The 24,765-nt window shown below is 42.1% G+C and carries 23 protein-coding genes; 6 read left to right on the plus strand and 17 right to left on the minus strand.

Annotated features, from left to right (window positions below):
- The first annotated feature begins 130 nt into the window (after positions 1 to 130).
- Positions 131 to 5,560 carry a trifunctional serine/threonine-protein kinase/ATP-binding protein/sensor histidine kinase gene (locus tag H6G03_RS06275; RefSeq protein WP_190463173.1) on the plus strand — a complete coding sequence of 1,810 codons (5,430 nt, stop codon included), beginning with the start codon at positions 131 to 133 and terminating at the stop codon, positions 5,558 to 5,560.
- Between the two features lie 57 nt (positions 5,561 to 5,617).
- Here the strand turns inward: H6G03_RS06275 and H6G03_RS06280 are convergent, their stop codons facing one another.
- Positions 5,618 to 7,738: a methyl-accepting chemotaxis protein gene (locus tag H6G03_RS06280; RefSeq protein ID WP_190463175.1), complete on the minus strand. Its 2,121-nt coding sequence runs from the start codon at positions 7,736 to 7,738 to the stop codon at positions 5,618 to 5,620.
- Positions 7,739 to 7,926: 188 nt separating this feature from the next.
- Positions 7,927 to 8,694 carry a YebC/PmpR family DNA-binding transcriptional regulator gene (locus H6G03_RS06285; RefSeq protein WP_190463177.1) on the minus strand — a complete coding sequence of 256 codons (768 nt, stop codon included), beginning with the start codon at positions 8,692 to 8,694 and terminating at the stop codon, positions 7,927 to 7,929.
- 61 nt (positions 8,695 to 8,755) lie between these two features.
- Between H6G03_RS06285 and H6G03_RS38705 the strand changes: the two genes are divergently transcribed.
- Positions 8,756 to 8,881: a hypothetical protein gene (locus H6G03_RS38705; RefSeq protein WP_255512186.1), complete on the plus strand. Its 126-nt coding sequence runs from the start codon at positions 8,756 to 8,758 to the stop codon at positions 8,879 to 8,881.
- Positions 8,882 to 8,898: 17 nt separating this feature from the next.
- Here H6G03_RS38705 and H6G03_RS06290 read toward each other — a convergent pair whose 3' ends face one another.
- The 8 genes from H6G03_RS06290 to H6G03_RS38710 all read right to left on the minus strand — a co-directional run bounded on the left by H6G03_RS06290 (position 8,899) and on the right by H6G03_RS38710 (position 13,676).
- Positions 8,899 to 9,477 (minus strand): Uma2 family endonuclease, encoded by a 579-nt coding sequence (locus H6G03_RS06290; RefSeq protein WP_190463179.1) that lies wholly within the window; start codon positions 9,475 to 9,477, stop codon positions 8,899 to 8,901.
- 89 nt (positions 9,478 to 9,566) lie between these two features.
- Complete coding sequence (locus tag H6G03_RS06295; RefSeq protein WP_190463181.1) at positions 9,567 to 10,607, minus strand: glucokinase; 1,041 nt, start codon at positions 10,605 to 10,607, stop codon at positions 9,567 to 9,569.
- Between the two features lie 130 nt (positions 10,608 to 10,737).
- Entirely contained in the window at positions 10,738 to 11,397 is a 660-nt protein-coding gene (locus tag H6G03_RS06300) for a histidine phosphatase family protein (RefSeq protein ID WP_190463251.1), read from the minus strand.
- Positions 11,398 to 11,437: 40 nt separating this feature from the next.
- A complete protein-coding gene (locus H6G03_RS06305; RefSeq protein ID WP_190463183.1) occupies positions 11,438 to 11,698 on the minus strand; it encodes a hypothetical protein in 261 nt (86 codons plus the stop codon).
- Positions 11,699 to 11,757: 59 nt separating this feature from the next.
- Complete coding sequence (locus tag H6G03_RS06310; RefSeq protein WP_190463185.1) at positions 11,758 to 12,192, minus strand: type II toxin-antitoxin system VapC family toxin; 435 nt, start codon at positions 12,190 to 12,192, stop codon at positions 11,758 to 11,760.
- Positions 12,192 to 12,422, minus strand: coding sequence for a hypothetical protein (locus H6G03_RS06315; protein ID WP_190463187.1), 231 nt, complete (start codon positions 12,420 to 12,422; stop codon positions 12,192 to 12,194). Before H6G03_RS06315 ends, H6G03_RS06310 begins: the two co-directional genes overlap by 1 nt.
- A 64-nt stretch (positions 12,423 to 12,486) precedes the next feature.
- Entirely contained in the window at positions 12,487 to 13,512 is a 1,026-nt protein-coding gene (locus H6G03_RS06320) for an endonuclease NucS domain-containing protein (protein WP_190463190.1), read from the minus strand.
- 32 nt (positions 13,513 to 13,544) lie between these two features.
- The gene (locus H6G03_RS38710; RefSeq protein WP_255512187.1) at positions 13,545 to 13,676 is read right to left on the minus strand and encodes a hypothetical protein; all 132 of its coding nucleotides are present in this window, start codon (positions 13,674 to 13,676) and stop codon (positions 13,545 to 13,547) included.
- Between the two features lie 68 nt (positions 13,677 to 13,744).
- Here H6G03_RS38710 and H6G03_RS06325 point away from each other — a divergent pair, with 68 nt between their 5' ends.
- Complete coding sequence (locus H6G03_RS06325) at positions 13,745 to 14,107, plus strand: DUF4864 domain-containing protein (protein WP_190463192.1); 363 nt, start codon at positions 13,745 to 13,747, stop codon at positions 14,105 to 14,107.
- 4 nt (positions 14,108 to 14,111) lie between these two features.
- On the opposite strand, the gene H6G03_RS06330 is transcribed toward H6G03_RS06325, so the two are convergent.
- The 3 genes from H6G03_RS06330 to H6G03_RS06340 all read right to left on the minus strand — a co-directional run bounded on the left by H6G03_RS06330 (position 14,112) and on the right by H6G03_RS06340 (position 18,172).
- On the minus strand, positions 14,112 to 14,798 hold the full coding sequence (locus H6G03_RS06330) for an SAM-dependent methyltransferase (protein ID WP_190463194.1): 687 nt from the start codon (positions 14,796 to 14,798) through the stop codon (positions 14,112 to 14,114).
- A 272-nt stretch (positions 14,799 to 15,070) separates the two neighbouring features.
- Positions 15,071 to 16,747 carry a phosphoenolpyruvate carboxykinase (ATP) gene (gene pckA, locus H6G03_RS06335; protein ID WP_190463196.1) on the minus strand — a complete coding sequence of 559 codons (1,677 nt, stop codon included), beginning with the start codon at positions 16,745 to 16,747 and terminating at the stop codon, positions 15,071 to 15,073.
- A 441-nt stretch (positions 16,748 to 17,188) separates the two neighbouring features.
- On the minus strand, positions 17,189 to 18,172 hold the full coding sequence (locus tag H6G03_RS06340) for an RNA polymerase sigma factor, RpoD/SigA family (RefSeq protein WP_190463198.1): 984 nt from the start codon (positions 18,170 to 18,172) through the stop codon (positions 17,189 to 17,191).
- Between the two features lie 460 nt (positions 18,173 to 18,632).
- On the opposite strand from H6G03_RS06340, the gene H6G03_RS06345 reads away from it, so the two are divergent.
- From H6G03_RS06345 to H6G03_RS06360, 3 genes are all read left to right on the plus strand, one after another.
- On the plus strand, positions 18,633 to 18,854 hold the full coding sequence (locus tag H6G03_RS06345; RefSeq protein WP_190463200.1) for a hypothetical protein: 222 nt from the start codon (positions 18,633 to 18,635) through the stop codon (positions 18,852 to 18,854).
- A gap of 15 nt (positions 18,855 to 18,869) precedes the next feature.
- The gene (locus H6G03_RS06350) at positions 18,870 to 19,172 is read left to right on the plus strand and encodes an RNA recognition motif domain-containing protein (RefSeq protein ID WP_190463202.1); all 303 of its coding nucleotides are present in this window, start codon (positions 18,870 to 18,872) and stop codon (positions 19,170 to 19,172) included.
- A gap of 578 nt (positions 19,173 to 19,750) precedes the next feature.
- The gene (locus tag H6G03_RS06360) at positions 19,751 to 20,131 is read left to right on the plus strand and encodes a pentapeptide repeat-containing protein (RefSeq protein ID WP_190463204.1); all 381 of its coding nucleotides are present in this window, start codon (positions 19,751 to 19,753) and stop codon (positions 20,129 to 20,131) included.
- 19 nt (positions 20,132 to 20,150) lie between these two features.
- Here H6G03_RS06360 and larE read toward each other — a convergent pair whose 3' ends face one another.
- From larE to H6G03_RS06380, 4 genes are all read right to left on the minus strand, one after another.
- Positions 20,151 to 20,993: an ATP-dependent sacrificial sulfur transferase LarE gene (gene larE / locus H6G03_RS06365; RefSeq protein WP_456057560.1), complete on the minus strand. Its 843-nt coding sequence runs from the start codon at positions 20,991 to 20,993 to the stop codon at positions 20,151 to 20,153.
- An 89-nt stretch (positions 20,994 to 21,082) separates the two neighbouring features.
- A complete protein-coding gene (locus H6G03_RS06370; RefSeq protein WP_190463207.1) occupies positions 21,083 to 22,261 on the minus strand; it encodes a WD40 repeat domain-containing protein in 1,179 nt (392 codons plus the stop codon).
- A gap of 151 nt (positions 22,262 to 22,412) precedes the next feature.
- On the minus strand, positions 22,413 to 23,528 hold the full coding sequence (locus tag H6G03_RS06375) for an SUMF1/EgtB/PvdO family nonheme iron enzyme (protein ID WP_190463209.1): 1,116 nt from the start codon (positions 23,526 to 23,528) through the stop codon (positions 22,413 to 22,415).
- A gap of 75 nt (positions 23,529 to 23,603) precedes the next feature.
- Positions 23,604 to 24,746, minus strand: coding sequence for an SUMF1/EgtB/PvdO family nonheme iron enzyme (locus H6G03_RS06380; protein ID WP_190463211.1), 1,143 nt, complete (start codon positions 24,744 to 24,746; stop codon positions 23,604 to 23,606).
- Positions 24,747 to 24,765 lie beyond the last annotated feature (19 nt).

Genomic DNA, 24,765 nt, shown 5'->3' on the forward strand with positions numbered 1-24,765 from the left:
GCGCAAGGTAAAATCTGAATCTAGCTACTAAACTGCCAATCTTTATGTTTTAACGGTGCGTTTTTACAAATTTTTCACGAGCTTCTTATTATAATAAAAAGACTATTAAAGCATTCTAGAGAGCGTAGCCATGACTGTCCAACCATTGCCTCAATATCATATATGTGAAAATTTCAACAAACTGTTAGGCAAATACCGTTTAACAGAGGAACTTTATACGGGTGAACGCACCATTGTTTATCGAGCGGTGCCGGAAGAGTGGGGTAAAGAATTTCCATCTGTAGTGCTGAAGTTACTACACCAAGAGTACCCCACTTTTAACGACTTGCTCCTATTTCGCAATCAGTATACGATTGCCAAAAATCTGAATGTTTCAGGAATTGTCCGTCCCTTTTGTTTAGAGCATTATCGCAACGGTTATATTTTAGTGATGGAAGATTTTGGGGGTATTTCCCTACGAAATTATACTAAAAATAAAATTTTATCATTGATAGAAGTATTAGAAATCGCCCAACAAATGGCGTTAATTTTACATGAAATCCACCTTAATCAAGTAATTCATAAAGATATTAAAGCAGCGAATATATTAATTAATCCTACCACTAAAAAGGTAAAAATAATTGATTTTGGCATTGCTTCATTATTACCAAAAGAAACTCAAGAAATCAAAAATCCCAATAGTTTGGAAGGAACATTAGCCTATTTAGCACCAGAACAAACTGGACGCATGAATCGCGGCATTGATTATCGCGCTGATTTCTATGCTTTAGGTGTAACTATATTTGAATTATTAACCGGAAAATTACCTTTTGATTCCCAAGATCCAATGGAATTGTTGCATTGTCATCTTGCTCAACAACCGCCAAATATTCACAGTATTAACCCTCAAGTCCCAGCGGTAGTAGCAGCAATTGTAACTAAATTGATGGCGAAGAATGCAGAAGACCGCTATCAGAGCGCTTTGGGATTGAAGTATGACTTGGAAATTTGTTTAAATCATTTAAAATCAACAGGTAAAATCGTTAATTTTTCGATCGCACAAAGGGATACATCAGACCGATTTATCATTCCTGAAAAACTTTACGGAAGAGAAAAAGAAGTAAATACGCTTTTGGAAGCGTTTGTGCGCGTAGCGTGTCTGGAAGACGATCGCATTGCCAATGGCACAGCTGAAATAATGTTAGTAGCGGGATTTTCAGGGATTGGTAAAACCGCCCTTGTCAATGAAGTCCACAAACCAATTACTCGCCAGAAAGGGTATTTCATCAAAGGCAAATTTGACCAATTTAATCGCAACATCCCCTTCTCTGCATTTGTACAAAGTTTGCGGGATTTAATGGGTCAATTATTGTCAGAATCAGACGCGCAATTGGCTGCTTGGCGAACTAAGCTTTTAGAAGCGCTGGGAGAGAATGGCCAGGTTTTGATTGAAGTAATTCCCGAACTAGAAATAATTATTGGCAAACAATCACCAGCGCAAGAATTATCGGGAACAGCGGCACAGAATAGGTTTAATTTGCTATTTCAAAAATTTCTTCAAGTCTTTACAGCAAAAGAACATCCGTTAGTAATGTTTCTGGATGACTTACAGTGGGCAGATTTGGCTTCCTTACAGTTGATAAAATTGCTAATGGAGGATAAGAGCTATTTACTTTTGTTGGGAGCTTATCGAGACAATGAAGTTTCACCTGTTCACCCATTTATATTAATGGTAGAGGAACTCAAAAAAGCAGGTAAAACAGTTAACAAAATTACCCTCACCCCCCTAGCTTTTGAAGATACGAATCAGTTGGTTGCCGATACTTTCCTTTGTTCAAGTGAGCGTTCGCGCCCCCTGAGTGAATTAATCGCTCGCAAAACCAAAGGTAATCCCTTTTTCACTACACAGTTTCTCAAGGCGTTATCCGAAGATGGGCAGATTACCTTTAATCGCGAACAAGGTTATTGGGAATGCGATATTGCCCAAATCAATGCGCTATCGCTCACCGATAATGTGGTCGAATTTATGGCACAGCAGTTACAGAAATTGCCGAACGAAACCCAACAAATACTTAAGTTATCTGCTTGTATTGGCAACCAGTTTGATTTAAATACACTATCAATTGTGTCAGAAAAATCAGCAGCAGATGCAGCGATGGCTTTGTGGAAAGCCTTGCAGGAAGGAATGATTCTGCCGCAAACTGAAGTTTATAAATTTTATGTAAGTCATGACGATACAGATGCGAAGGTTAACAATATTGAAAATGTTGCTTATCGTTTTTTGCACGATCGAGTTCAACAAGCCGCCTATTCTCTAATTGAACCAGCACAAAAGCAAGCCACCCATCTCAAAATCGGTACTTTGCTTTTAGCAAATTTATCATTTACACAAAGAGAAGAACGTATTTTTGAAATAGTCAATCATTTAAATATTGGCAGCACATTAATTACCGAAACAACTCGCAAAGAAGAACTAGCAAGGCTGAATCTGTTGGCAGGGACTAAAGCGAAAGCTTCTACAGCATACTCTGGCGCTTTGACATACATTAAGGCAGGGATGGAACTTTTACCTACTAATTGCTGGGAACGCTATTACGAACTTACCTTTGCGTTATTTAAAGAACGAGCCGAAGTTGAGTATTTGAATGGGAACTTTGAGCAAGCAGAAATTTGGCTTCAGCAAACAGTCGAAAATGCAAAAACACCGCTCGAAAAAGCCGAAGTTTACAATATGTCCATCGTACAATATACCCTGCAAGCCAAGTACCCAGAGGCAATACAGTCTGGTCGCCAAGCGCTGGCTTTAATTGATATAGATTTACCTGAAGAAAACCTCGATCGAGTCCGAGATGCAGAACTCGCGCTGGCTGAAAAAACATTAAAAAATCGCTCATTTTCTGAGTTAGCTGATTTGCCAATTATGGGAGAAGCAGAAAAAAAGATGGCAATTAAGCTATTAATTAGTATGGGGCCTCCTACCTATCGTTCTCATCAAAGATTGTGGTCTGTAATTTGTGCCAAAGCGATCAATTTATGCTTGCAATATGGAAATACACCGGAGATTGGATATATTTACCCGGCTTTTGGTGGTTTACGAGGATATGCTTTGGATAATTATCAAGGTACAGGCGAGTTACTGGATGTTACTCTCAAGTTAATGCAAGGCTTTAACAATAAATCAGCCGAGAGTGTTGGTTACCTAATGATTGGTAGCTCTTTGAGACATTGGTCACATCCGTTAAAAGTCGCTAGTGAAGATTATCTTTCCTCTTATAAAGTGGGTTTAGAGTCTAGTAATTTGCAATATGCAGCTTACGCTTTTGGGCATAATATGTATTGCCGCTTCTATCAAAGTATTCGCCTGCAAGAACTGTGCGATGAAATTGCAACATCATTAGCCTTCAGTCAGAAATATAAAAATCAGTGGGCGATCGATCTTTTTATAGGCGGTCAGAGGATCGTTTCTGAATTGATGGGGACAACTGTTGAGTGGAATGAATCGGAATATCTGGAACAGTGCCGCCAGCATAAAAACTGGCAAGTAATTTGTATTTACAATATTCTCAAAAGTCAGGTTCTTTTCTTTTATGGGCGGCTGGAGGAAGCATTCCACTACGGTGAACAAGCCGAACGAGAAATTATCAATGTTGCACCTCAAGGATTGCTGCCATACGCTCATCATTGCTTTATTTATGCCTTGCTGCTTTTGGCACGATATCCAGAAATATCTAAAAATCAAAGATTAGAGTATTGGCAAAAAATATCGAATTATCAGAAAAAATTGGAAATTTGGTCGCAAAATAGTCCAGCTAATTTTCTTCATCTCTGTGATTTAGTTAAGGCTGAAATGGCTCGAATTTCTGGTAATTATTTAGAGGCGATAACCAATTACGATCGCGCCATATCTGGAGCCAAAGCTAACGAATACATCCAAGAAGAAGCCCTCGCCAACGAACTCGCTGCTAAATTTTACCTGGCTTGGAGTAAAGAGAAAGTTGCCGCAGGCTATATGCAAGAAGCCTACTACTGTTATGCCCGGTGGGGAGCAAAAGCCAAAACTGATGACTTGGAAAAACGCTATCCCGAACTACTTCAACCCATCCTTCAGCAACAAAAACACCACCTAAATCCGCTAGCAACCTTAGCAAAAGTCAGCGGTATTTCACTACATACGGTAACTAGCTCATATAATAGTGGTAGCACGAGTATTTCTGATGCTTTGGATTTTACCTCAGTTCTCAAAGCTGCTCAAGCTATCTCCAGCAGTATTAAACTTGATGAATTACTCAAGCAACTGACTCAAATTATCTTGCAAAACTCTGGTGCAGATCGATGTATCTTGCTGTTCCCTACTGAAAATCAATGGCAAGTGAGAGCTATTACCACACCCGACATTACAGAATTACGCTCGGAATCGATAGATAATTATCCTCATCTTCCTATTGCCCTAATTCAGTATGTCAAAAACACGCGAAAAATGGTTGTGATTGATGACTTAAAAACAGATTTACCCTTAATTGATAATTATCTGTTGCAACATCAGCCAAAAAGCGCTTTGTGTTTGCCTGTCCTCAACCAAGGAGATTTGGTAGGGATTTTGTACTTGCAGAATCAAACAACGACAGGAGTATTTACGAGCGATCGCATCCTCGTCCTTAACTTTCTCTGCACTCAAGCGGCAATTTCTTTACAAAATGCTCAACTCTATCAACAAGCGCAACAAACTTTGACTGACCTCAAACAAGCTCAATTACAAATCGTACAAAGTGAAAAAATGTCTGCTTTGGGCAATTTAGTAGCTGGGGTAGCGCACGAAATTAATAACCCAGTTGGGTTTATTTCTGGTAATTTAACAGAAGCTAAAACCTGTTTAGAGGATTTAATTGAACACTTCAATTTGTATCGCGATAAATTTACTCCTACTCCAGAAATAAAATACCATGCAGAACAGATAGATTTAGAGTATGTTTTGTCGGATTTACCGAAAATGTTTAGTTCTATGCAGCTAGGCTGCGATCGCATTAAAAATATTAGTACCAGTCTCCGCACTTTCTCTCGCGCTGACAAAGACTATCAAGTATCTTTTAATATTCACGAAGGGATTGATAGCGCAATTATGATTCTTAAACATCGCCTCAAAGGAAATGATAGCCGACCCCAAATTCAAATTATAAAAGAATATGGTGAAATTCCAATAATCGAATGTTTTCCCGGCCAATTAAACCAGGTATTTATGAATATTTTGGCCAATGCGATCGATATGTTTGATGACATGGGTCAAAACTATTCGTTTGCATATTTCACGAAGAATCCGCAACGAATTACAATTAAAACGGAAGTGCTGAAAAAGTCAAACCGAGTTGCTATTAATATTAAAGATAATGGTTTGGGAATGGACGAAAACGTTAAATCCCGAATATTTGAACATTTATTTACTACGAAAGCAGTGGGTAAAGGCACAGGTTTGGGATTGACGATCGCCCGTCAAATCGTTGAAGAAAAACATGGTGGCTCTATTCATTGCTATTCTAGGCCCGGAGAGGGTACTGAATTTATAATTCAGCTTCCAATTGCAAAGTAAGTTGGCCATTGGCATCTGCTCGGATATCGATCGAATTAAGGCGCGATCGCGTGAAATTCAACTGGTTTTCACTACAGTCTGTAGTACTTGTGCGGTGTCGTTCAATTGAGCGAAAGCCTGATTGGTCTTTTGGAGAGATTCCACAATTTGTTGAGAAGATTCGCTTAAGTTAGAGATAGCGAGACTGATTTGAGTAGCACCTTCATATTGTCCCTCCATTCTTTGGCTAACAGTCTCGAATTGGGGTGTGAGGCTTTGCATTTGTTCGATCGCTAGCGCGATTTGTCCGCCAACGCGACTTACTTGTTCCACATAGTTTTTCACTTGTTGGCTGAACTTTTCCATTTCCATCACCCCAGTACCAACAGAGTTTTGAATATCTTTCACCATCTCTTCAATTTCTTGGGAAGCAATAGTAGCGCTATTAGCCAGCTGACGCACTTCTCTAGCAACTACTGCAAAACCTGCCCCGTATTGTCCCGCTTTCTCCGCTTCAATGGCGGCGTTGAGCGATAATAAATTGGTGCGATCGGCTACTTTGCTGATGCTATTAACTACTCTATTAATATTAGTTACTTTTTCATTTATCGATGCGAGTTTCGCAGATATAAAGTTAGTCGCAGTAGCCAACTGACTCATTGTTGTCGCCATTTCCATTAAGCTGGCTTGACTGTTCCTGGCGGCTAAAGCAGTGGCTTGGGCTTTTTCGGTAATTGTTTCGACCGTTTTGACTAATTGTCCAGAAGTAGTGGCAATTTGTGCCGCCGTTGCTTTTACTTCGTTAGTGGAAGCTGCTTGCTGTGCGACTGTCGTTTCTAACTGCTTACCTGCTGACGCGATTTGACTGGAGGTAATCGTAATTTTTTGACCAACTCCATCAGCCTGAAAAATGATGCCGTTGAGTTTTTCAAAGGAGTCTTTCAATTGTGTTGCCATTTGGTTAAACGATTTTGCCAGTTGTCCCACTTCATCAGTGCGATCGATATCAACTGTTTTATCCCATTCTCCTTTAGCAAAATTTTTCGCTGCTAAATTCAGTTGCACAAGCGGCTGCGTTACCCAAAGGCTAGTGATAAAACTAATGATAATTGCTACTACTAAAGCCGCCATACTCAGCATAATAGTGGTACGGGTATTGGCATTAATTTCTGCCATGAAATCGGATTCGGGAATCACCACCACAATCAGCCAATTTAGCCCCAATTCATCTTGCCAGGGAATTACTTGCACGAATTGGCGTTGTTGATTGAATTGAAAGTCAATCCGCTCACTCTTAGCAATTTTACTTAAGTTACCAAATTTATCGGTTAAATTTTGGGCTGTGGCGCGAATTAGAGGGTCTTTAATGTCAAGCACTTGTAGGCGTTTGGCTTCATCTCCCTCTATCCGGAAAGGTTTTTCATCAGTGGAAGTACTCACGACCAAACCGTCACGTTCCAATATGAAAACTTTGCCAGTTGGACTGACTTTTAAATTTTTTAAGAAGGTATTAAGTTGAGAAAGGATCAAGTCAACTCCGATCGCGCCTAGCAGTTGGCGAGTTCGATTGTAAACTGGATAACTAGAGGAAATTGACATGATTTCCGGTCGATCGTCCCAGTTGTAGATTGCACTCCACACTGGTTTACCAGCTTTCACCGGCGCGTCATACCAATCTTCATTACGGAAATCATAGTCTTCGGCTCCGATGACGCGAATCGGTTTTCCTTGATTATCCAGCGCATATCGTTTATACCGACCATTGTCAGAAGGTCGCATCAATTCCATATACAAACTACCATCACTTTCTCGACCGATCCCGATAAATTCACCTTTGACGCTGCCAAAGTTGACGTAACCGACATCTTTAAATATTTGCATTTGCTTGTAAAAATAACGACCCAAAAGTTCCAGGTCTTCTAAATTTAAGTTTCCTAACTCATAGGCAGCTAGGTTCATTTGGTTTATTTGATGGGGAGTAACTAAAAGAGTATCCAAGTGTTGAGAAATCCGCGAACTAGCTTGACTCTGTAACTGAGAAGCCAGATTTGCGATCGCAGTTTGTCCGTTTTTATAAGAAAGGTAGCCAACTATTCCCACAATGCCAACAATCTGTAACGCAAAGGGAACAATCAAGACAGTTCGCAGCGAAATTTTACCGAAGATCTTTTGAAAAATGGGAGTTTTAGTTGTGGGCATAAGTTTTCAAGTTATCTGTGGGTTAAAAAACCGGGTTTCTTTTGCTGAAAGAGCGTGCTTGTTTGGATTGTGCAAAGAAACCCGGTTTCTGATTTCCTCACTTCTTTTTCTAAAGATCGTACTTGCTTGGATCGTGTAAAGAAACCCGGCTTTTGATTTCCTCACTTAAAAGCTTTTCTTGCCACACGCTAAGCCATACTGACAGACATCAACTCATCTGCCATATCAAAATTCGCCGTTACATTTTGTACGTCATCCAAATCTTCCAAGGCATCCATTAACTTCATTAGCGATCGCGCCTGCATCGGGTCTGTTACTTCCAGCGTATTCCCCGGTATCCAACGCACTTCTGACTCGCTGACGTTAAAACCTTTTTCCTTTAAAGTTTTGCTGAGGTTTTCCAAGTTGGCGACATCGGTAAAAACTTCCGCACCTTCGCCTTCCTCCTCATCCTCAGTCAGTTCGTATGACTCGGCTCCACCTTCCAAGGATGCCTCCAACAGAGCATCTTCATCAACCGCACCGCGTAAAATGCAAACTCCTTTTTGCTGAAACATCCAGCTAACGCAGCCAGTTTCGCCCAAATTGCCGCCATATTTGCTCAAGGCAGCTCGCAAGTCGGCTGCTGTGCGGTTGCGATTATCTGTCAGCGCTTCTATGATGATGGCCACGCCTCCGGGGCCGTAACCTTCGTAGCGGATAGATTCCCAGCTGTCACCAGCGCCGAGTTTGCCAGCACCTTTGGCGATCGCACGTTCGATATTTTCGTTGGGAATGCCAGCTGCTTTTGCTTTTTCGATCGCCGTCCGCAGTTGAAAATTGCCTTCCGGGTCTGGTATTCCCGTGCGTGCAGCCACGATCATCTGCCGCGATAATTTGGCGAAGATTTTCCCTTTGACGGCATCCACTCTCGCTTTTTGCCGCTTGATGTTCGCCCACTTACTGTGTCCAGCCATAGACGCGATTTCAAACAAATACAATTAACTTCATCTATCCAATCTCTAGGATAGGCCGATCTTGGCCTCAACTGCTGCTTTTGTGCGATCGTCGCTCTCGGAACTATTAGCTTATTTTGCCTTTTTTGTCAAGTGTTCTGAATATCAAAGACGCGGTAAAGATAAATATGCTACAGATGGACAATAAAGCTTTTATTCCCCATACTATTCCCAAACTATTTGCAGATTGAGAACAAAACCAGGTAATATATCTTCTCCCGATAATTCAGTTGGAGATGACAGCACTTCTACTGGTTTTCCTTGGCGATATATTTCCACTCGGCGCGTTTTTCGGTTAATTAGCCAACCGAGTTTGACTTCGTTATCCATATATTCTTGCATTTTTTCTTGAGTTTCTTTTAAACTGTCAGTCGGTGACATTAACTCCAGCACAAAATCCGGCGCAATGGGAGGAAATTTTTCTTTTTCGTCGGGTGTGAGGGCATCCCATCTTTCTTGTCTTATCCACGCTACATCCGGAGAGCGATCGGCACCTTTGGGCAGTTTAAAGCAAGTTGAAGAATCGAAACAAACTCCCAATTTAGTTTGTCGATTCCAAATTCCGAAATCAACTGATATTTCAAAATTACTCTTCCCAGTTTCTCCCCCTGTAGGTGGCATAACAACTAATTCTCCTTTGGCATTGCGTTCAAACTTAACATCGGGGTTTGACCGACACAGTTGATAAAATTGGTCGTCGGTTAGTTTGATGACGGAGTTGAAATTGATAGTAACGGCAGTCATAAAGGTTTTTGCGATCGCACTCGTTTGAATAAGAAAAGTTAGATTCTAGATTTACCACAACTCTAAAATCTAGAATCATTAGGATTAGCCTACAATCTGCTAGCACAAATAGCCGCACCGATGAGTCCAACCTGCTGGTTAAGCACTATATGCACTGGCATCTTTTCCAGTAAAGGTCGCATCCTTCCTTTGTTAGTAAAAGCGTGGATAAAACTACCTTCTTGCATTAGAGGTAAATTTTTGGCAGCGATACCACCAGCAATATAAACACCGCCATAAGGTAGAAGTTTGAGAGCGAGATTGCCAGCTTCTGCACCGTAAGCTTCTACAAACATTTGCATCGTTTGTTCGGAGAGGCGATCGCTCTTTGCTAAAGCAGCTTTACTAATAGCAGCCGCTGGATCGACCGTCTTTTCAATCCGTCCGGTTTGTTGTTTCCAACTCCTCACAATTTCCTGAATTTCTGGTGATTCATGGCAATAGTTTCTGTCTCTTAAAAATTGGTAAATCGCCACAATTCCTTGGCCCGAAACCACCCTTTCTACAGAAATTCGATCGATATCGTGTTTATCCCGCAGGTATTTTAATAAATCGAATTCTAACTCCGAGCGGGGCGCAAAGTCAGCGTGCCCGCCTTCCGAACCGAAAACCTCATAGGTGTTTCCCTGCGGAACTAAAAAGCCTTGTCCCAAGCCGGTACCAGCGCCAATTACCGCGATAGGGGCGTCTGGTTGGGGTTGACGATCTTGCAAAGTGTGCAAATCTGACTCAGTTAGTCCCAAAACGCCATAACCAACCGCAGCAAAGTCGTTAATTAGAACGATCGATCCAATTCCCAGTTCTTTTTCCAGACGTTTGGCGTCGAGTGCCCAAGTCAGATTGGTCAGTTTTGCTGTATTGTTGACAACTGGGCCTGCGATCGCAAAACAAGCCTTTTGCGGTAAGGGCGTATAGCCCAAATGTTCTGCTGCTGCGCCCAAAAATTTCTGCACTATTGGCACCAAATCTGGATAGTGGGGACTATCGTAAGTCGCCTCATCCAAGCTGTACATCGATCCCTCTGCTGGCAACTCCACCAATCGCAGAAGAGTTTTGGTGCCGCCGATATCGCCTGCCAATAACAATGTCATAGCTTTCGTGAAACCGCATTACTTTATTTAGTTTCTCTCAATTAGGAGGTATTTCCTCCTCTCGTTACTGAACCGATCGTATAAGCGTTCTGCTGCTGTTGGTATCCTCTGTCAGAAGTAATCTCAAACTTTAGTGGAACCGAATTACTTTCTCCGTTCGGGTCAAATGGGAAGTATCGCCATTTAATTCCATCACCCATTCTTGCTCGTAACGGATAACTTTGACCAAACAGCACAGGGCGGCATTGATTTCAGGTTTGGTTGTGACTCCCAGCAACCCCATTGCTGCACCCACAACCGATGCACCGTGTCCCACTAACAAGATATCTTCTGGAAACTCATCTGCAAGGCTTCTGGCAGTTTGGCCCGATCGTTCCAGTGCTGTTTCTCCCATTTCCGGATATTCGGCGATGACGCGAGAGGTGTAGGTGAGGTCGATGCGGGGATATAGCGCGTGCAATGCTTCCAGGGAGAGTTTTTCTGGGTGCGATCGCATCCACCTTGGATTTAACCATTCACTCAATCCTGATTCAACTTTAATCGGCAAATCGAGTGCTTCCGCAACTTGGTTAGCTGTTTGCACCGTTCGCAGAAACGGTGAGGCGAAAATGTGAGCGATCTTTTCTCCCTTCAGGCGTTGCCCCAGCTGCATCGCTTGAATAAAGCCATTATCTCCTTCATCGCCATCATATAGCGGCGGATCGTAGGGGCGTTCTGCGGTTAAAAACCATTCGGGGTTTACAAAGTCGAGGCGGTTGCCGTGTCGGGCGATCCAAACAGTTTGAGGCATAATCGGATTTTGGATGAGAGGATTTTGGATGGCGAGGTAACTAACCAGAAGTTTCGCAATCCTCATCTAGCGTATCCAATAACTGACGCGGTGTTAAAATTGCTATTTCATTTACTTCTCGATATAGAATCCCTTTTTTATCCAATAATTCGCGTAATTCGGGCGTTTGCTGTTTTGGCGGTGGTGGATTTTTTCTGATTTCATCTGTTATTGATTGAACGATCGCTTCTATTAACTCTAAGCGCTCTAACACCGATAACTTATCAGCTTCTCTGTGGATCTCTTGCCAAGACATAGACATAGTTGTGACTCTTTGCCAATTATTCAATACTAACTTCCAAACATAAGGTCGGTGTTTATTTACTCGGCCAAATCTTCACTATTTCCATCCAACATCTCCAAAAACTCGCTTGGTGACAAAATCGGTAACGTAGCACCCTCAAAATCTCGAAGATCGCGGGTGATAATGGCGGAAATTTTTAACCGATTTGCACAAGCAAGTTGTACAGCATCTTCAAAATCTCTCAAATTAGATGATAAGGCTCCCTCCAAGACGCGGCGGTTAACCGGGCAGATTCGCATAAGTGCAAGAATGTCAGCAATATACTGCTTGGCAATCTCAATACTTTTGATCTTTCTGGCAATGTAGAAGATATTGGTTAAAGTTGTTGCCGTTACATATCCTTCCACCTCTCTAGAGATTATTTTTTGTACTATAGCGTTAGCATCATTGAAAAATGGCTCTCGCTCCAGCATAAAATCAAGAATGATATTGGTGTCCAGCAATATCCGCATTAGAGATACTTTTCCTCCAAGCATTCTTCTAACATAACCTGAATTTCGGCATCATTTAAGGGTGGTGCATCTGTTTTCAGGCTGCCGCGCAATCGTTCCAATACTCCTGCTGGCACTGGTAAGCGTGGTTCGAGTTCATCCGCAAGTGATTGAACCATCGCTTCCACTAAAGCTAAGCGATCGATCACCGATAATTTGTATGCTTGTTTCTTCAATTCTTGTAATTCCATATTTTTTTATTCTCAATGGTCAACTAGATATTAACACTACTTTTGGGCTTTATGTCAGCAATTTTTAAATTCTTTTAATCCATTCTGCTAAAGCTAGTTCAACTAAAAAATCAACCATATCTATCTTTCCTAAAGGAGGATATACATCTTCTTTTGTCCCTAAATATAAACGTATGTATTGTTCAACCGTCCAATACTGATTAGCAGAATGAGAGCGCGACTCCTTTGGTTTGTAGGCAACATAGGAATATTCATCAAGATGACTAAGAAATGAATCTCTGGGAAACGATCTACTTGAAATTATCATTCTTCCCAGTCTTTTACAGCTATTATATTTATTTAGATTCGGCGAAATGGGTAACCACAAAATTAGGCATGGTCTGATTCGATTCCCATATGTATCTTTTTTACTAGAAATTTCGGCACATAGTTTACTCTTTCCCTTCCCATAGCTAAAAGTCCCAGAATTTACTTGCTCTTGTATTCGTTTATCAAAACTCATTATCTTTATCCGCATCTGCAATAACAGTTGACTATCAGCATCAGGAAATTTAGATAAAAGGTTAAGAAGCGCTCTGGGAGGACTGGGTATGTTATCAGTGCTTTCTCTTTCTCGATGTGGAATATCTACTTGTGAAAGTTTCCCAGTATCCACATCTTTCAACTGTAAATGAAATCTTTCGCCATCTACCAAAATCTCAAACTGTAAAAATTGTATATCCAGATGACAATACTTCCTATCTCTAAAGTTATCTTTATGAAAACTTGGCGCGATCGCAATTAACCCAATCGGTCGATCGTAGTCTATTTGCTCGCTGAAAGGTTTCTCTTCGCGCAAAACATCATAATAGCGAGTTAGCTGGTTAACAACATACCTATCTTCCACATTTTTCAACTCCAGTACGACTAGCTGCCTATTCTCACCCAGCGCTAAAATGTCGCACCTTTGCTCGTTTACAATATATTGACGCTTCAGAGGAGTTAAGCCGAATAGGGGTGTTAAATTAGCCCAGACGAAATCTTCCAAAACATCCTCATTCTCAAATTCCCAGCCTGTACCGGTTTTCCTTAAATTGACGTAAGTTACCATATTGCCCCTGTTTCAGAACTTTGCTAATTTTATTATTCCCACATCAAAACTTCGTTTAACTTCATAGTGCGATCGCCAGCAGACAAACGCATTCCCATCCCCAAGCCCCAGGCTTTAGGGACATCCCTCGGAGATAGAGATACCTCTGTGCCGGTTTTCGCCAAGGCATTACACTTTTTATAATTTAGTTAGGCCGGTTACTAGCAGCACTTTATCCATCGAGGAGTAATATATGCAAATCACCGACAGCGATCGCGTTACCATCCGCTGTGTTGTCGAAAGCCAACTGCAAGCGTTTCAAAACGACGACGCCGTTACAGCCTTCTCGTTTGCAAGTCCCGCAATTCAGGCAACATTCCAAGATCCCGAAAAATTTATGGAGATGGTAAGGAATCATTACCAACCAGTGTATCGTCCGCGATCGGTCGTATTTGACGATCTTGCCCTAGTCAACGGAAATTTAGCTCAAGCAGTCTTGCTACTCGATCGCAATGGTGTACCGATCAGGGCACTTTACCTGATGGAAAATCAACCTGACGGCAGTTGGAAAATTAACGGATGCTACCTCATTCCCGTAGAAGTGAATGCCACTTAAATACTCACACTGGCGGAAACACACGCAACATTTGATTGCCGCCTTTTTGAAATTCATAAGCCACCTGCCTGATTTCCAGCTTGTATCCCCGCATTTCCAACTTATCGATCGCAGGCTGGAGTAAAGGCGATACTTCTCCCGAAATATTCAAAATAGGAAAAATCCGCACCTCTCTAGCAACTCGACTCATTTCCAAAATCGAAGCAAGATGAAATTCCTCTGAAAGTCGATCGGAGTAAGTAAACAGAAAATGAGAACATAACGCTAAATCAAACTGATTCTTATTGAATGGCAGCACAGGCAAACCTTCTGTTAAATAGCGCCCTTCTTGAAGCCCCAGTGGAAAGTCTGCCAAAAATTGTTGCATCGCTGCCATTCGCACTTGCCCCAGTTGTTCTGGTGAAAGGATTTCCTGCCAAACATACGAGTCCGCATTTGCCTCAACACCTTTAATAAGAGTTTGGTAAGTATCCTCAATTCGCTGGGCAATTTCATCAGCACTAAACTGATAAATCGGATCGCATGAAACAACTTTGTATCCTTTACGGGTCATCTCAACGTTAAAACTAGCTGGGCCACCGCCGCAATCCAGAATTGCCTGCGGTAGTCGATCGAGCGTCAGGTCAAACATCCTGACATATTCCTGCATCGATCGCCCCCACGGAATCACTCGATCCAGCTTTAATCCCACTTGTTTTTCTCCTGCCACTTCACAAGTACCACTTATTCTAGGACGATCGAGCGGGGGAGTGAAATGTATCCCAGCGCTTTATGTCACTGATGAAAAAATGTATACTTTTATAAAGTTTATATGTATATATTTATATTTTTTGTTTCCACTGTAACCACACTCATCTAGAAATAACGCGGCATCACATTTAAAAAATAGGGTGGAAAATATCCACCCTACGGAATAGATAGAGGAAATCCAATCATCACTTCAACTTTCAATCGAGAAAAAACTTATTCGCATTCTGGAGCGGCTTCCATAATTTCCAGAGGAACGCAATGAAACTGCTTAAAGTTGGCGACAAAACTCCTCGCCAGCGCTTTCGCTTGTCGCTCGTAAGCTGCGCGATCGTACCAAGTCTTTGCAGGGTCTAAAATATCGCTATCAACCCCAGGCACAGTTTCCGGAACTAAAATTTTGAAAATCGGATGGTGATGAAATCTGACTTGATTTAAATGACCGTTGAGAGCAGCCGACACCATAGCACGAGTTTGTTTAATTTCAAGACGACTGCCAATACCGTATGGCCCACCAGTCCAACCCGTATTCACCAAGTAAACATCAACATCGTGTTCGATCAGTCGATCGTACAACATCTCCGCATAAACAGTCGCCGGTAATGGCAAAAACGGTTTACCAAAACAGGATGAAAAAGTAGTTTCCGGTTGCGTAACACCTCGTTCCGTACCTGCCAATTTGCTCGTGTAACCGGACATAAAGTGATACATCGCCTGTCTGTTGGTTAATTTCGCAATAGGTGGCAAAACTCCAAAAGCATCAGCTGTTAGGAAAAGCACAGTTTTAGGATGACCGCCAACGCCAGGAATAACGCAATCGGGGATAAATTCAACTGGATAGGCGACTCTCGTATTTTCCGTCAAGCTATCATCGTTGTAATTTGGCAGTCTGTTTTCTCGATCCAAAATTACGTTTTCCAGCAAAGCACCAAAGTGAATAGCTTCCCATATTTGCGGTTCGTTTTTCTGAGAAAGCCGAATTGTCTTCGCGTAACATCCTCCCTCAAAATTAAAGATGCCACGATCTGACCACCCGTGTTCGTCATCTCCAATTAACCGACGTGTCGGATCGGCAGATAAAGTAGTTTTGCCAGTGCCAGAAAGTCCAAAAAATAAAGCTGTATTACCTTGTTCATCCATATTGGCAGCACAGTGCATCGGCAAAACATTCCGTTTCGTCATTAAGTAATTCATGAACGAGAAAACGGATTTTTTAATTTCGCCAGCATAGTGAGAACCGCCAATTAAGACAATTCTTTTTACTAAATTGAGAACGATAAATGCTTCGCTGTTGATGCCATCAATATCCGGGTCTCCCTGTAAACCCGGAACCGCAATAACGGTAATGTCTGGGCGATAATATTTCAGTTCCTCTGCTGTTGGTCTCAGGAACATTTGATGGGCAAATAAATTTTGCCAAGGTAGTTCGTTAATGACTCTCACCCCAAGTTGGTATTGGGTATCCGCTCCAACGTAACCTTCAAATACATACAAATCTCTGCCTTGGATATAAGTAAGCATTCGCTTATAGAGCAGATCGAATTTCTCCACAGAAAGAGGAACGTTTACTCCATTCCAATCTACCTCGTCATGGACGCTCGGTTCGTCAACGATGAATTTATCTTTAGGCGATCGACCCGTGTATTTACCAGTCTTGACAAAAAGAGCCCCGTTTTCTCCTAAAACTCCTTCTCGCCGTGCTAGAGTATGTTCTACTAGCTCAGGTACTGATAGGTTATTATACACTCTACCTGGATTTTTTATACCTAAAGCCTCCAGTCCGAATGCCTTGCCATTCATCTGGTAATTGCCGATTTGGGAAAAGTTATAAGCCAACCGACTTAAGCTTTTGAGGTTCAGAGAATCCAACTCGTAAGTTTTGCCATTCTTCATATTAAGCACCTACTCTTGGAAAATAGGGTTAAACCTAGTTTGTCCTGACCAGGTATTTATACTTTATGTTTAACTTTTACCAAAAACCAGAACCTGTAGATCGCTAGTTAATAATTGTTTGTATTATTTAATACAGTTTAGAGTTCGTCAACTAAAATTTAGCCCCATGAAAGATGCACAGCTATGCGTTTTTTGCTTAGAGCAATTGTAGATATTACATGAGGTTCCGCAGAGCAAACTTGCTTATACACTTCACTAAAGTGTGACTAGCCATCATCTCAAACGATTACGGCAAGACGAGCGACGCAAAAAGGAAATAAAAAGTATTTGTATGGGAAATAAAAAAATAGTATGCCTGATGCGATCGCAACGTCAAAGTTGAAAAAAAGGCAGATTGGGAATAAGCGGATCTGTACTTAAATCCCCTTGCCGCGATCGAAATCAAATTACAAGATACTCGCGCACCCTACTCCTATGGCGACGCAGATTAGCTAAGGCTTGCATCTCAATCTGACGAACCCGTTCGCGACTGAGCCCTAGCAGTTCTCCGATTTGTTGCAAACTCTGGGCTTGATTGTTTTCTAAACCAAAGCGTAGTATAACTACTTCCCGTTGCCGAGGAGACAGCTCTGCTAACAATTGGCCAACCTCATCACGCAATGCTTCGCCCATCATATACTCTTCTGGCGAAGGACTCTCATCTTCCAGCATCTCAACAAATTCCGTGTCCTGATTTTCTCCCACTCGTAAATCTAAAGAAAAAGGTCGTCGCGCTATCAGCAATAATTTCCTAACTTCCGAGGTCTCTATCTCTAGGACTTGTGCAATCTCCGATGGGGTGCCATTACGACCGAGATCGTGAAAAAGTTGCCTTTGAATCTTCTTGATTTTGGTGAGCCTTTCATAAATGTGACTGGGGAGCCGAATTGTACGACCTTGCTGGGAAATCGCTTTTGTCATCCCTTGACGAATCCACCAATACACATAAGTAGACAACTTGTAGCCTTGTTTGGGGTCAAATTTCTCTATACCCCGCTCCAGACCCAGAGTACCTTCCTGAATCAAGTCCAAAAACTCAACGCCCCGCTTCTGGTATTTCTTTGCCACAGAGACCACCAGACGTAAGTTAGCCTCAATCATCCTGTGCTTCGCTTGTTTTCCCTTGGCCAAAACAGACATCATTTCGGCCCGATCCAGATGAGCTTGCTCAGCCCACTCTTCAGCACTTGGCTCGCAACCTAACTTCTGAGTTAGCACTTCTTTTTGCTCGTATATAGCCATCATCTGCTGAACTTCTTTGCCGTAAATGATTTCTTGCTCTTTTGTCAACAAGGGGATTCGACCAATTTCGAGTAGGTAGCTTCGGATCGTATCCCTGGTAAAGTTGGGTTGAGCCTGGTGTACTAAAGTTGCAGAAATAGACATATATTTATTGCCCAATGCGTTCAAATACTTATCCCCTACCTCGAATTGTCAGAATACATTCGGTTTAACTGGGGTCTGTTGAAGTTTTTTCGGCAGCCTCTCAATCTTGCACCACGCTTATAAAACTGGTTTATTGCAAAATTGGAAAGGTACAACCTTTATCCTTCGTTCATAAACCAGCTTTTTCCAGCCTTATTGACAATAGTGCCAAATCTCAGCAGCCAGACATATGTGCATCCACAATCGGCCTATCCATAAGCGTTTATGGCACGTATCCTCAAACTTTTTTCTTAAAATTCAGCGCGAGAAATACACTCTCCTGCTCGATCGAACAACAACTCCAGCACACAAAATTCTAGGTAGGTTAAGCCGTTGGCTGACTATAGCGATCGACCGGATATGAAGCTTTGAAGATTCAGCCTGCCCTACCGAACTGTTTGGCTTAATAGGTACTTCCATTATGGACGATGAACAAAAATCTTGTGAGTTGGTAGCCGATCGATATCCTTCGATTCTCGGCAGCCATAGAGCTATCAGCCTTTATCCATCTGCTTTTGGGCAAATTTACTATTGGCAACGTATTTCCCAAAATATTATGCTACTATCCTTACTAAGGATTATTTTCGGCTGTGTAATTCGTTTGAAAAGCGTTTCTCCGAATCTAACTCTCTACACTTACTGATTTTGGAGACACTTCATGTCAATTTATGTCGGCAATCTATCCTACGACGTTACCCAGGATGACCTCAATACAACCTTTGCTGAATACGGTACGGTAAAGCGCGTTCAGTTGCCTACAGACAGAGAAACAGGTCGTTTGCGTGGATTTGCCTTTGTCGAAATGGATACAGAAGCAGAAGAAACAGCTGCTATTGAAGCCCTCAACGGTGCTGAATGGATGGGACGCGACCTGAAGGTAAATAAGGCAAGACCTCGTGAAGAAAGAGGTTCTTCTGGAGGAAGCTGGGGAAATAGAGGCGGCTCTCAACGGCGCTACTAAGTTCTCTCGACAAAAGTTTTAACTTTCCTGTCTTGAGAGTAGGCGCTGAGTCTATCGTTTTTAACAAGTGCTTGCCAACTCGATCGCCCATATCCCGGCCTAATGCAGTTTATTCTTCAATTGATGGAATTATCCAAGCAATGCCGGGTCAAAATAAAACTATTGAGTCATATATAGGTCAATTAAAGCGAAAACTTTCTCACCTGGAAATTTTCCTTAAGATGAGGAACCATCTTCACTTTGAAAAGCTTATTGAAAAACGCAAGCACAAAGCAATTGCCAATCATAACCTGCGTCGGAGGCGCGTTCACTATTGAATCTTCAAACCGAACCCAATTCTACCGAAGAAATCATTCTGGAAGCGCTCAAGCATGGGGACAAAAACCGGGGTCAGCTCTTTGACCTTATTGGTAAAAAGTATACTGTCCTGGTTCAAGCTCTGCAACATCTTAAGGACAAAGAGTTGATCGAAAGCTACTTCGTTCCTAGCGCTAAAATCTCGGTACTCACCTACCGCCTGCGACCTGAGAATTAAGAAGAGCAGATTACTTCCCCCTCTCAACATTTCAAACACCCCTATGAATATCAAAGAACTCTTAAGTCGCTATAATGCAGGACAACGGGATTTCAGAAATCTGAACCTGATGGCAGCAAATTTCAAGAACGTGAATCTTCGTGGCGCTAACTTGAGCGGTGCTAACTTAACTAAGGCTAACCTGACGAGGACAAATTTGAGCCATGCAAATCTCACAGATACAATTTTAACAGGGGCAAATTTAACTGAAACAAATTTAACTAAGGCCAACCTGACGAACGCGAACCTTAGTGATGTCAACCTGAGTGATGCAAATCTCAGCCATGCCTGTCTGCGTGGGGCAATTATGCCGGAGGGAATAAACCCCACTTTTGCATCAAACCTCGATAAATATTCGCTCACTCACGATCGAACTTTGATTTAAGCACTTTTGAAGGTTAATGTCAACTGATGTCAAGTGCTGAATATGTGGAATTGCGGACTTGTGGCGTCAACACTTGATTCAGTTTTCCGCTGCGATAACCTTCCAAATCTAAGGTCACATAAACAAAGCCGAATGACTGAAAAGCAGATACCAAAGCAGGTAATTCGGTAGTTAAGACAAACTCTTTTATTTGTTCTGGCGGTAATTCAATTCGCGCGGTATCGCCTTCAGAACGCACGCGCAAATTTCGCCAACCCAACTTTCGCAAATACAGTTCGGATCTGCCAACTCTTTGCAACTTGGCGACAGTAATTTCTTCGCCATAAGGAAAGCGAGAACTCAGACAAGGTTGCGCGGGTTTATCCCACCAAGGTAAACCTAAATGTTTGGAAATTTCTCGCACTTCTGCTTTAGTTATACCGACTTCTGCTAAAGGCGACCTAGCACCTCTTTCTTTCGCCGCCTGTATTCCCGGACGATAATCTTTTAAATCGTCCGCGTTGACTCCATCCACTACATAAGGATAACCCAAACTTAGCGCCAAAGGTTTGAGGGTATCGTGCAATTCGCTTTTGCAAAAATAGCAGCGATTCACCGGATTAGAAGCGTAATTCGGGTTTTCGATTTCGTGAGTTTGAACTACTTGATGGGGAATGCCAATTTCAGCAGCTTGAACTTTAGCATCCTCCAAATCTTCCGGTAGCAAGGAGGGAGATTCGGCGGTGACAGCTAAAGCGCGATCGCCTAAGATATCATAAGCCACTTTTGCTACCAGGGTGCTATCAATTCCTCCGGAATAGGCAATCAAAGCCATCTCCATTTCAGCAAAAATATTTTTTAAAGCTTGTAATTTTTGCAACATCATAATTTCTTTGACTTCAGTACAACTAGCCATATTTCCAAGATAGTTGAAAAATGCGATAATGCTACGCATGGCTGTCGCGAACGCAACTACCGCAACCCCCACACTTTAATATCCGAACTGCTACTAACCAGCGTTTGTCCATCTGGACTAAAAGCGAGACAACCGACTGTATTAGTATGTTCTCCCAGCGTCAGAATTTCCTTCCCAGTTTGCAAATTCCATACCCTAATCATTTTATCGCGATTGCCACAACCGCTAACAAAAGTCTGCCCATCTGGATTAATGGCAATGGCAGATACCCAATCAGGATGTTTAATGGTATAAATTTCCTTTTCTGCGGACAAATCCCACACTTTTACCGTCTCATCCTCACTACTGCTGACCAGCACTTGCCCATCTGGACTAATCGCGATCGATCGAATAGAAACTAAATGCCCTTTGAGAGTACAGATTTCTTTTCCTGTCTCTAAATGCCACCCTTTAATCGTGCAGTCTCGACTGCCACTAAAAACCGTTTTTCCATCTGGACTAATCGCAACACAGTATACCACATCTAGATGTTTTAGCGTGTAAATAACTTGTCCTCTTTCCCAGTCCCAAACTTTCACATTTCCATCCCCACAACCGCTGACTATTATTTTACCGTTTGGGCTAATAGCAACAGAAGTTACCCATTTTGAATGACCTTTAAGCGTACAAATTTCTTGCCCTGTTTGGAAATCTAATACTTTGACTGTATTGTCGTGATAACCGCCGATAACTTTTTTTCCATCTGGGCTAATTACCACAGACATCGGTGTATCGGGATAAACGAGACGGTAAATTTGCTTTCCCCTATGCAAATCTCCCATTGCGATCGTTTTATCCTGACCGCAAGTAACCAGATTTCGGCCATCGGGGCTAACGGCAAGGGAATGAACCCAACTGGAATGCCAATTGATGATGTGGAGACATTCTAAAGAATTGTATAAGTAATTTTGTAATGTCTCTTGAATAATTGGATCTGGTATTTTTTGCAATATAGAATAAGCTATTAGTCGTAATTTTCGCGATTCATCTCGCAACGCCTGAATTACTAAGTTTAACCCTGCTTCTCCATATTTCACGGCTTCATAAAGGGCAGCAATTCGTTGCGCTTCTACGGCATTCCCCAAACGTTTTTTAACTCCTTCCAATCCTCCTAAAACAACGCTGCCAGATGCTGCTTGCACTTGAGAACCAAGTACGACATCATATTCTTTGGGTTGATTGTGATTTTCTGTCATTGTGCCTTTAATAACCAGCCGATTTGGAACTTTGAATTAATTTGCGATCGCACCAAAAAATTTGCTATCTTCGTACTTATAATACCAGAATTACGAAAAATAAAAATCACGAAAAACGCCAGGTAAAAAGACTAAAATAAGCTAAAAAAAGCTACTGATTCCACGCAGCAACACACACGACCCGAAAACCGATAACTGGGTACCTTTGCCTCCCATCGCTACGGAAGCGAAACGCCGAACGACAAACTCTGGGATAGTAAGCCCAAGAACCGCCGCGCAGCAGCTTGTTTGGATCGTTAGATTTCCAAAAACTACCATCGCTGGGGGCACCTTCATAATTGTCATGCCAAGAATCAGCACACCATTCAAACACATTCCCGTGCATATCGTATAATCCAAAAAAGTTAGGAGGAAAAATTCCGACTGGTGTTGTTCCGGCTTCAGAGGTGTCAGTCTCTCCCCGGTGGTAATTCACCAGTTCGCTTGTAATTGTTTCCCCAAAATAAAAAGGTGTTGTTGTTCCAGCGCGACAAGCATATTCCCATTCGGCTTCGCTGGGTAACCGATAAGTGTATCCAGTTTTTTGAGACAATCTCGCACAAAATTCCACTGCTTCTTCCCATAATACCTGCTCCACCGGTAGATTTGCACCTTTAAAACAGGATGGATCTGGATTTAGTGAAATATTGATTTGAGGTAAAGCTGCAACGGCTTTCCATTGTGCTTGCTTCACAGGATATTTGCCCATGCAAAACGATGAAATTTTTACCTTATGTTGAGGGCTTTCATAACTTTGTCTTTCCGCCTCGGTTTCCGGCGAACCCATCAGGAAACTTCCCCCTGGAATTAACACCATTTCTAAAAAAATGTCATTGTCTAAATCTTCTAAGAAATATCTGGCAACCCGACGACCAATACTAATTTTTTGTCCCAATTTATTGACTGCGATCGCATCAAACTCAAAGCTGGGTAAAAAATTAGCTATTTGCTGTCTAAATTTTCTTCCTCTTATATTTATGAGCAAAGAATAAGCAGTAGATTTTACCTGATTTGATTCATTTTGCAAAGCTTGAATTATCAAATCTAAGCCTGCTTCTCCATATTTAAGTGCATCGGAAAGTGCCGCAACTCTTACTTCTACTTCTGGATTTGCTAACCGTCGTTTAACGCCTTGCAATCCTCCTAAAACAGCCGCATCAATAGGCGGCGGGTTTTGACCGCCCAACACGGCATCATATTCTCTGGGTCGATCGGTATTCTCTGTCATTCTGCCTTTGATAATCAGCCGATTTGGGATTTTGGATTAATATGCGATCGCAGGTAGTTATATTAAGTTTAGAGGCTAATTAATTCGCTCCGCAGGACACGCAACCCGAAAACTGATTTCCAAACTTCTACCTCTGTGCTTGTTGCTGCGATCGGACCAGTAGCGAAATCCCGATCGACAACACCCCGGATGGATAGACCACCCACCACCCCGCACTACTTTGCGAGGAGTGTTATCAGCTTGCCAAGCGCTACCATCGCTAGGCGCACCCTCATAATTATCATGCCAGTCGTCAGCGCAAAATTCCCAAACATTCCCGTGCATATCGTATAGCCCAAAAGGATTTGGGGGATAACTCCCCACAGGCATTGTCTTAAAAGGATAAGTACCTTTGGGTTCGGAGGCATAAATTCCGTATCCGAAATTCGCCAGTTCGCTAGTAATTGTCTTGCCAAAATGAAAAGGTGTTGTTGTTCCAGCACGACAGGCATATTCCCATTGTGCTTCACTAGGTAAGCAATAGTTGCGTCCTGTTTTTTGGTATAACCTAGCACAAAATTCGATTGCTTCATCCCATGAAACACACTCTACTGGTAGAGAAGAACCTTTGGAAGAGGACGGATCGGGATCGAGAAAAGAATTGATTTGAGGTAAAGCCGCGACAGCTTCCCAGTGCGCTTGAGTGACAACATACTTGCCCATGAAAAAGGGTGGAACTTTTACCTCATGTAGGGGAATTTCACAGATAGAAGATCCCTTCTCATTTTGCGGCGAACCCATAATAAAAGTTCCGCCTGGAATCAATACCATTTCCAAAAAAACGCCATTGCCTAAGTCTTCAATAAAGTATTCGGCAACGTAACAATCGCGGCTAATTTCTTGTCCAAACTCATTGACTGTAATGACATCAAACTCGAAAAATAGGAAATTAGCTAAATGCTGTTTTACTTTTAGTTCTGTTCTATCTTTGAGCAAGTCATAAGCGGTAAACTTTACCTGCCCTGATTCATCTTGCAAAGCTTTAATTATCAAATCTATCCCGGCGTCTCCATAATTGATGGCCTCTTTTAGTGCAGCAACTCGCACTTCTACCTCTGGATTAGCTAACCGTAGTTTAACCCCTTCGATTCCTCCTAAGATAGCTGCATCAATAGGTGGCGGATTTTGACCGCCAAATACAACATCATGTTTTCTCGGTTGATTAGGTTTTTTTCTCATTCTGCTTTTGATAATTGGC

This window comes from Aerosakkonema funiforme FACHB-1375, from assembly GCF_014696265.1.
GTDB lineage: Bacteria > Cyanobacteriota > Cyanobacteriia > Cyanobacteriales > Aerosakkonemataceae > Aerosakkonema > Aerosakkonema funiforme_A.

Bases quoted from the DNA above. Each gene is read 5' to 3' on its own strand.
- H6G03_RS06275 (WP_190463173.1), top strand. From the start codon at position 131: ATGACTGTCCAACCATTGCCTCAATATCATATATGTGAAAATTTCAAC.
- H6G03_RS06280 (WP_190463175.1), bottom strand. From the start codon at position 7,738: ATGCCCACAACTAAAACTCCCATTTTTCAAAAGATCTTCGGTAAAATT.
- H6G03_RS06285 (WP_190463177.1), bottom strand. From the start codon at position 8,694: ATGGCTGGACACAGTAAGTGGGCGAACATCAAGCGGCAAAAAGCGAGA.
- H6G03_RS06290 (WP_190463179.1), bottom strand. From the start codon at position 9,477: ATGACTGCCGTTACTATCAATTTCAACTCCGTCATCAAACTAACCGAC.
- H6G03_RS06295 (WP_190463181.1), bottom strand. From the start codon at position 10,607: ATGACATTGTTATTGGCAGGCGATATCGGCGGCACCAAAACTCTTCTG.
- H6G03_RS06300 (WP_190463251.1), bottom strand. From the start codon at position 11,397: ATGCCTCAAACTGTTTGGATCGCCCGACACGGCAACCGCCTCGACTTT.
- H6G03_RS06305 (WP_190463183.1), bottom strand. From the start codon at position 11,698: ATGTCTATGTCTTGGCAAGAGATCCACAGAGAAGCTGATAAGTTATCG.
- H6G03_RS06310 (WP_190463185.1), bottom strand. From the start codon at position 12,192: ATGCGGATATTGCTGGACACCAATATCATTCTTGATTTTATGCTGGAG.
- H6G03_RS06315 (WP_190463187.1), bottom strand. From the start codon at position 12,422: ATGGAATTACAAGAATTGAAGAAACAAGCATACAAATTATCGGTGATC.
- H6G03_RS06320 (WP_190463190.1), bottom strand. From the start codon at position 13,512: ATGGTAACTTACGTCAATTTAAGGAAAACCGGTACAGGCTGGGAATTT.
- H6G03_RS06325 (WP_190463192.1), top strand. From the start codon at position 13,745: ATGCAAATCACCGACAGCGATCGCGTTACCATCCGCTGTGTTGTCGAA.
- pckA (WP_190463196.1), bottom strand. From the start codon at position 16,747: ATGAAGAATGGCAAAACTTACGAGTTGGATTCTCTGAACCTCAAAAGC.
- H6G03_RS06340 (WP_190463198.1), bottom strand. From the start codon at position 18,172: ATGTCTATTTCTGCAACTTTAGTACACCAGGCTCAACCCAACTTTACC.
- H6G03_RS06345 (WP_190463200.1), top strand. From the start codon at position 18,633: ATGGACGATGAACAAAAATCTTGTGAGTTGGTAGCCGATCGATATCCT.
- H6G03_RS06350 (WP_190463202.1), top strand. From the start codon at position 18,870: ATGTCAATTTATGTCGGCAATCTATCCTACGACGTTACCCAGGATGAC.
- H6G03_RS06360 (WP_190463204.1), top strand. From the start codon at position 19,751: ATGAATATCAAAGAACTCTTAAGTCGCTATAATGCAGGACAACGGGAT.
- larE (WP_456057560.1), bottom strand. From the start codon at position 20,993: ATGTTGCAAAAATTACAAGCTTTAAAAAATATTTTTGCTGAAATGGAG.
- H6G03_RS06370 (WP_190463207.1), bottom strand. From the start codon at position 22,261: ATGACAGAAAATCACAATCAACCCAAAGAATATGATGTCGTACTTGGT.
- H6G03_RS06375 (WP_190463209.1), bottom strand. From the start codon at position 23,528: ATGACAGAGAATACCGATCGACCCAGAGAATATGATGCCGTGTTGGGC.
- H6G03_RS06380 (WP_190463211.1), bottom strand. From the start codon at position 24,746: ATGAGAAAAAAACCTAATCAACCGAGAAAACATGATGTTGTATTTGGC.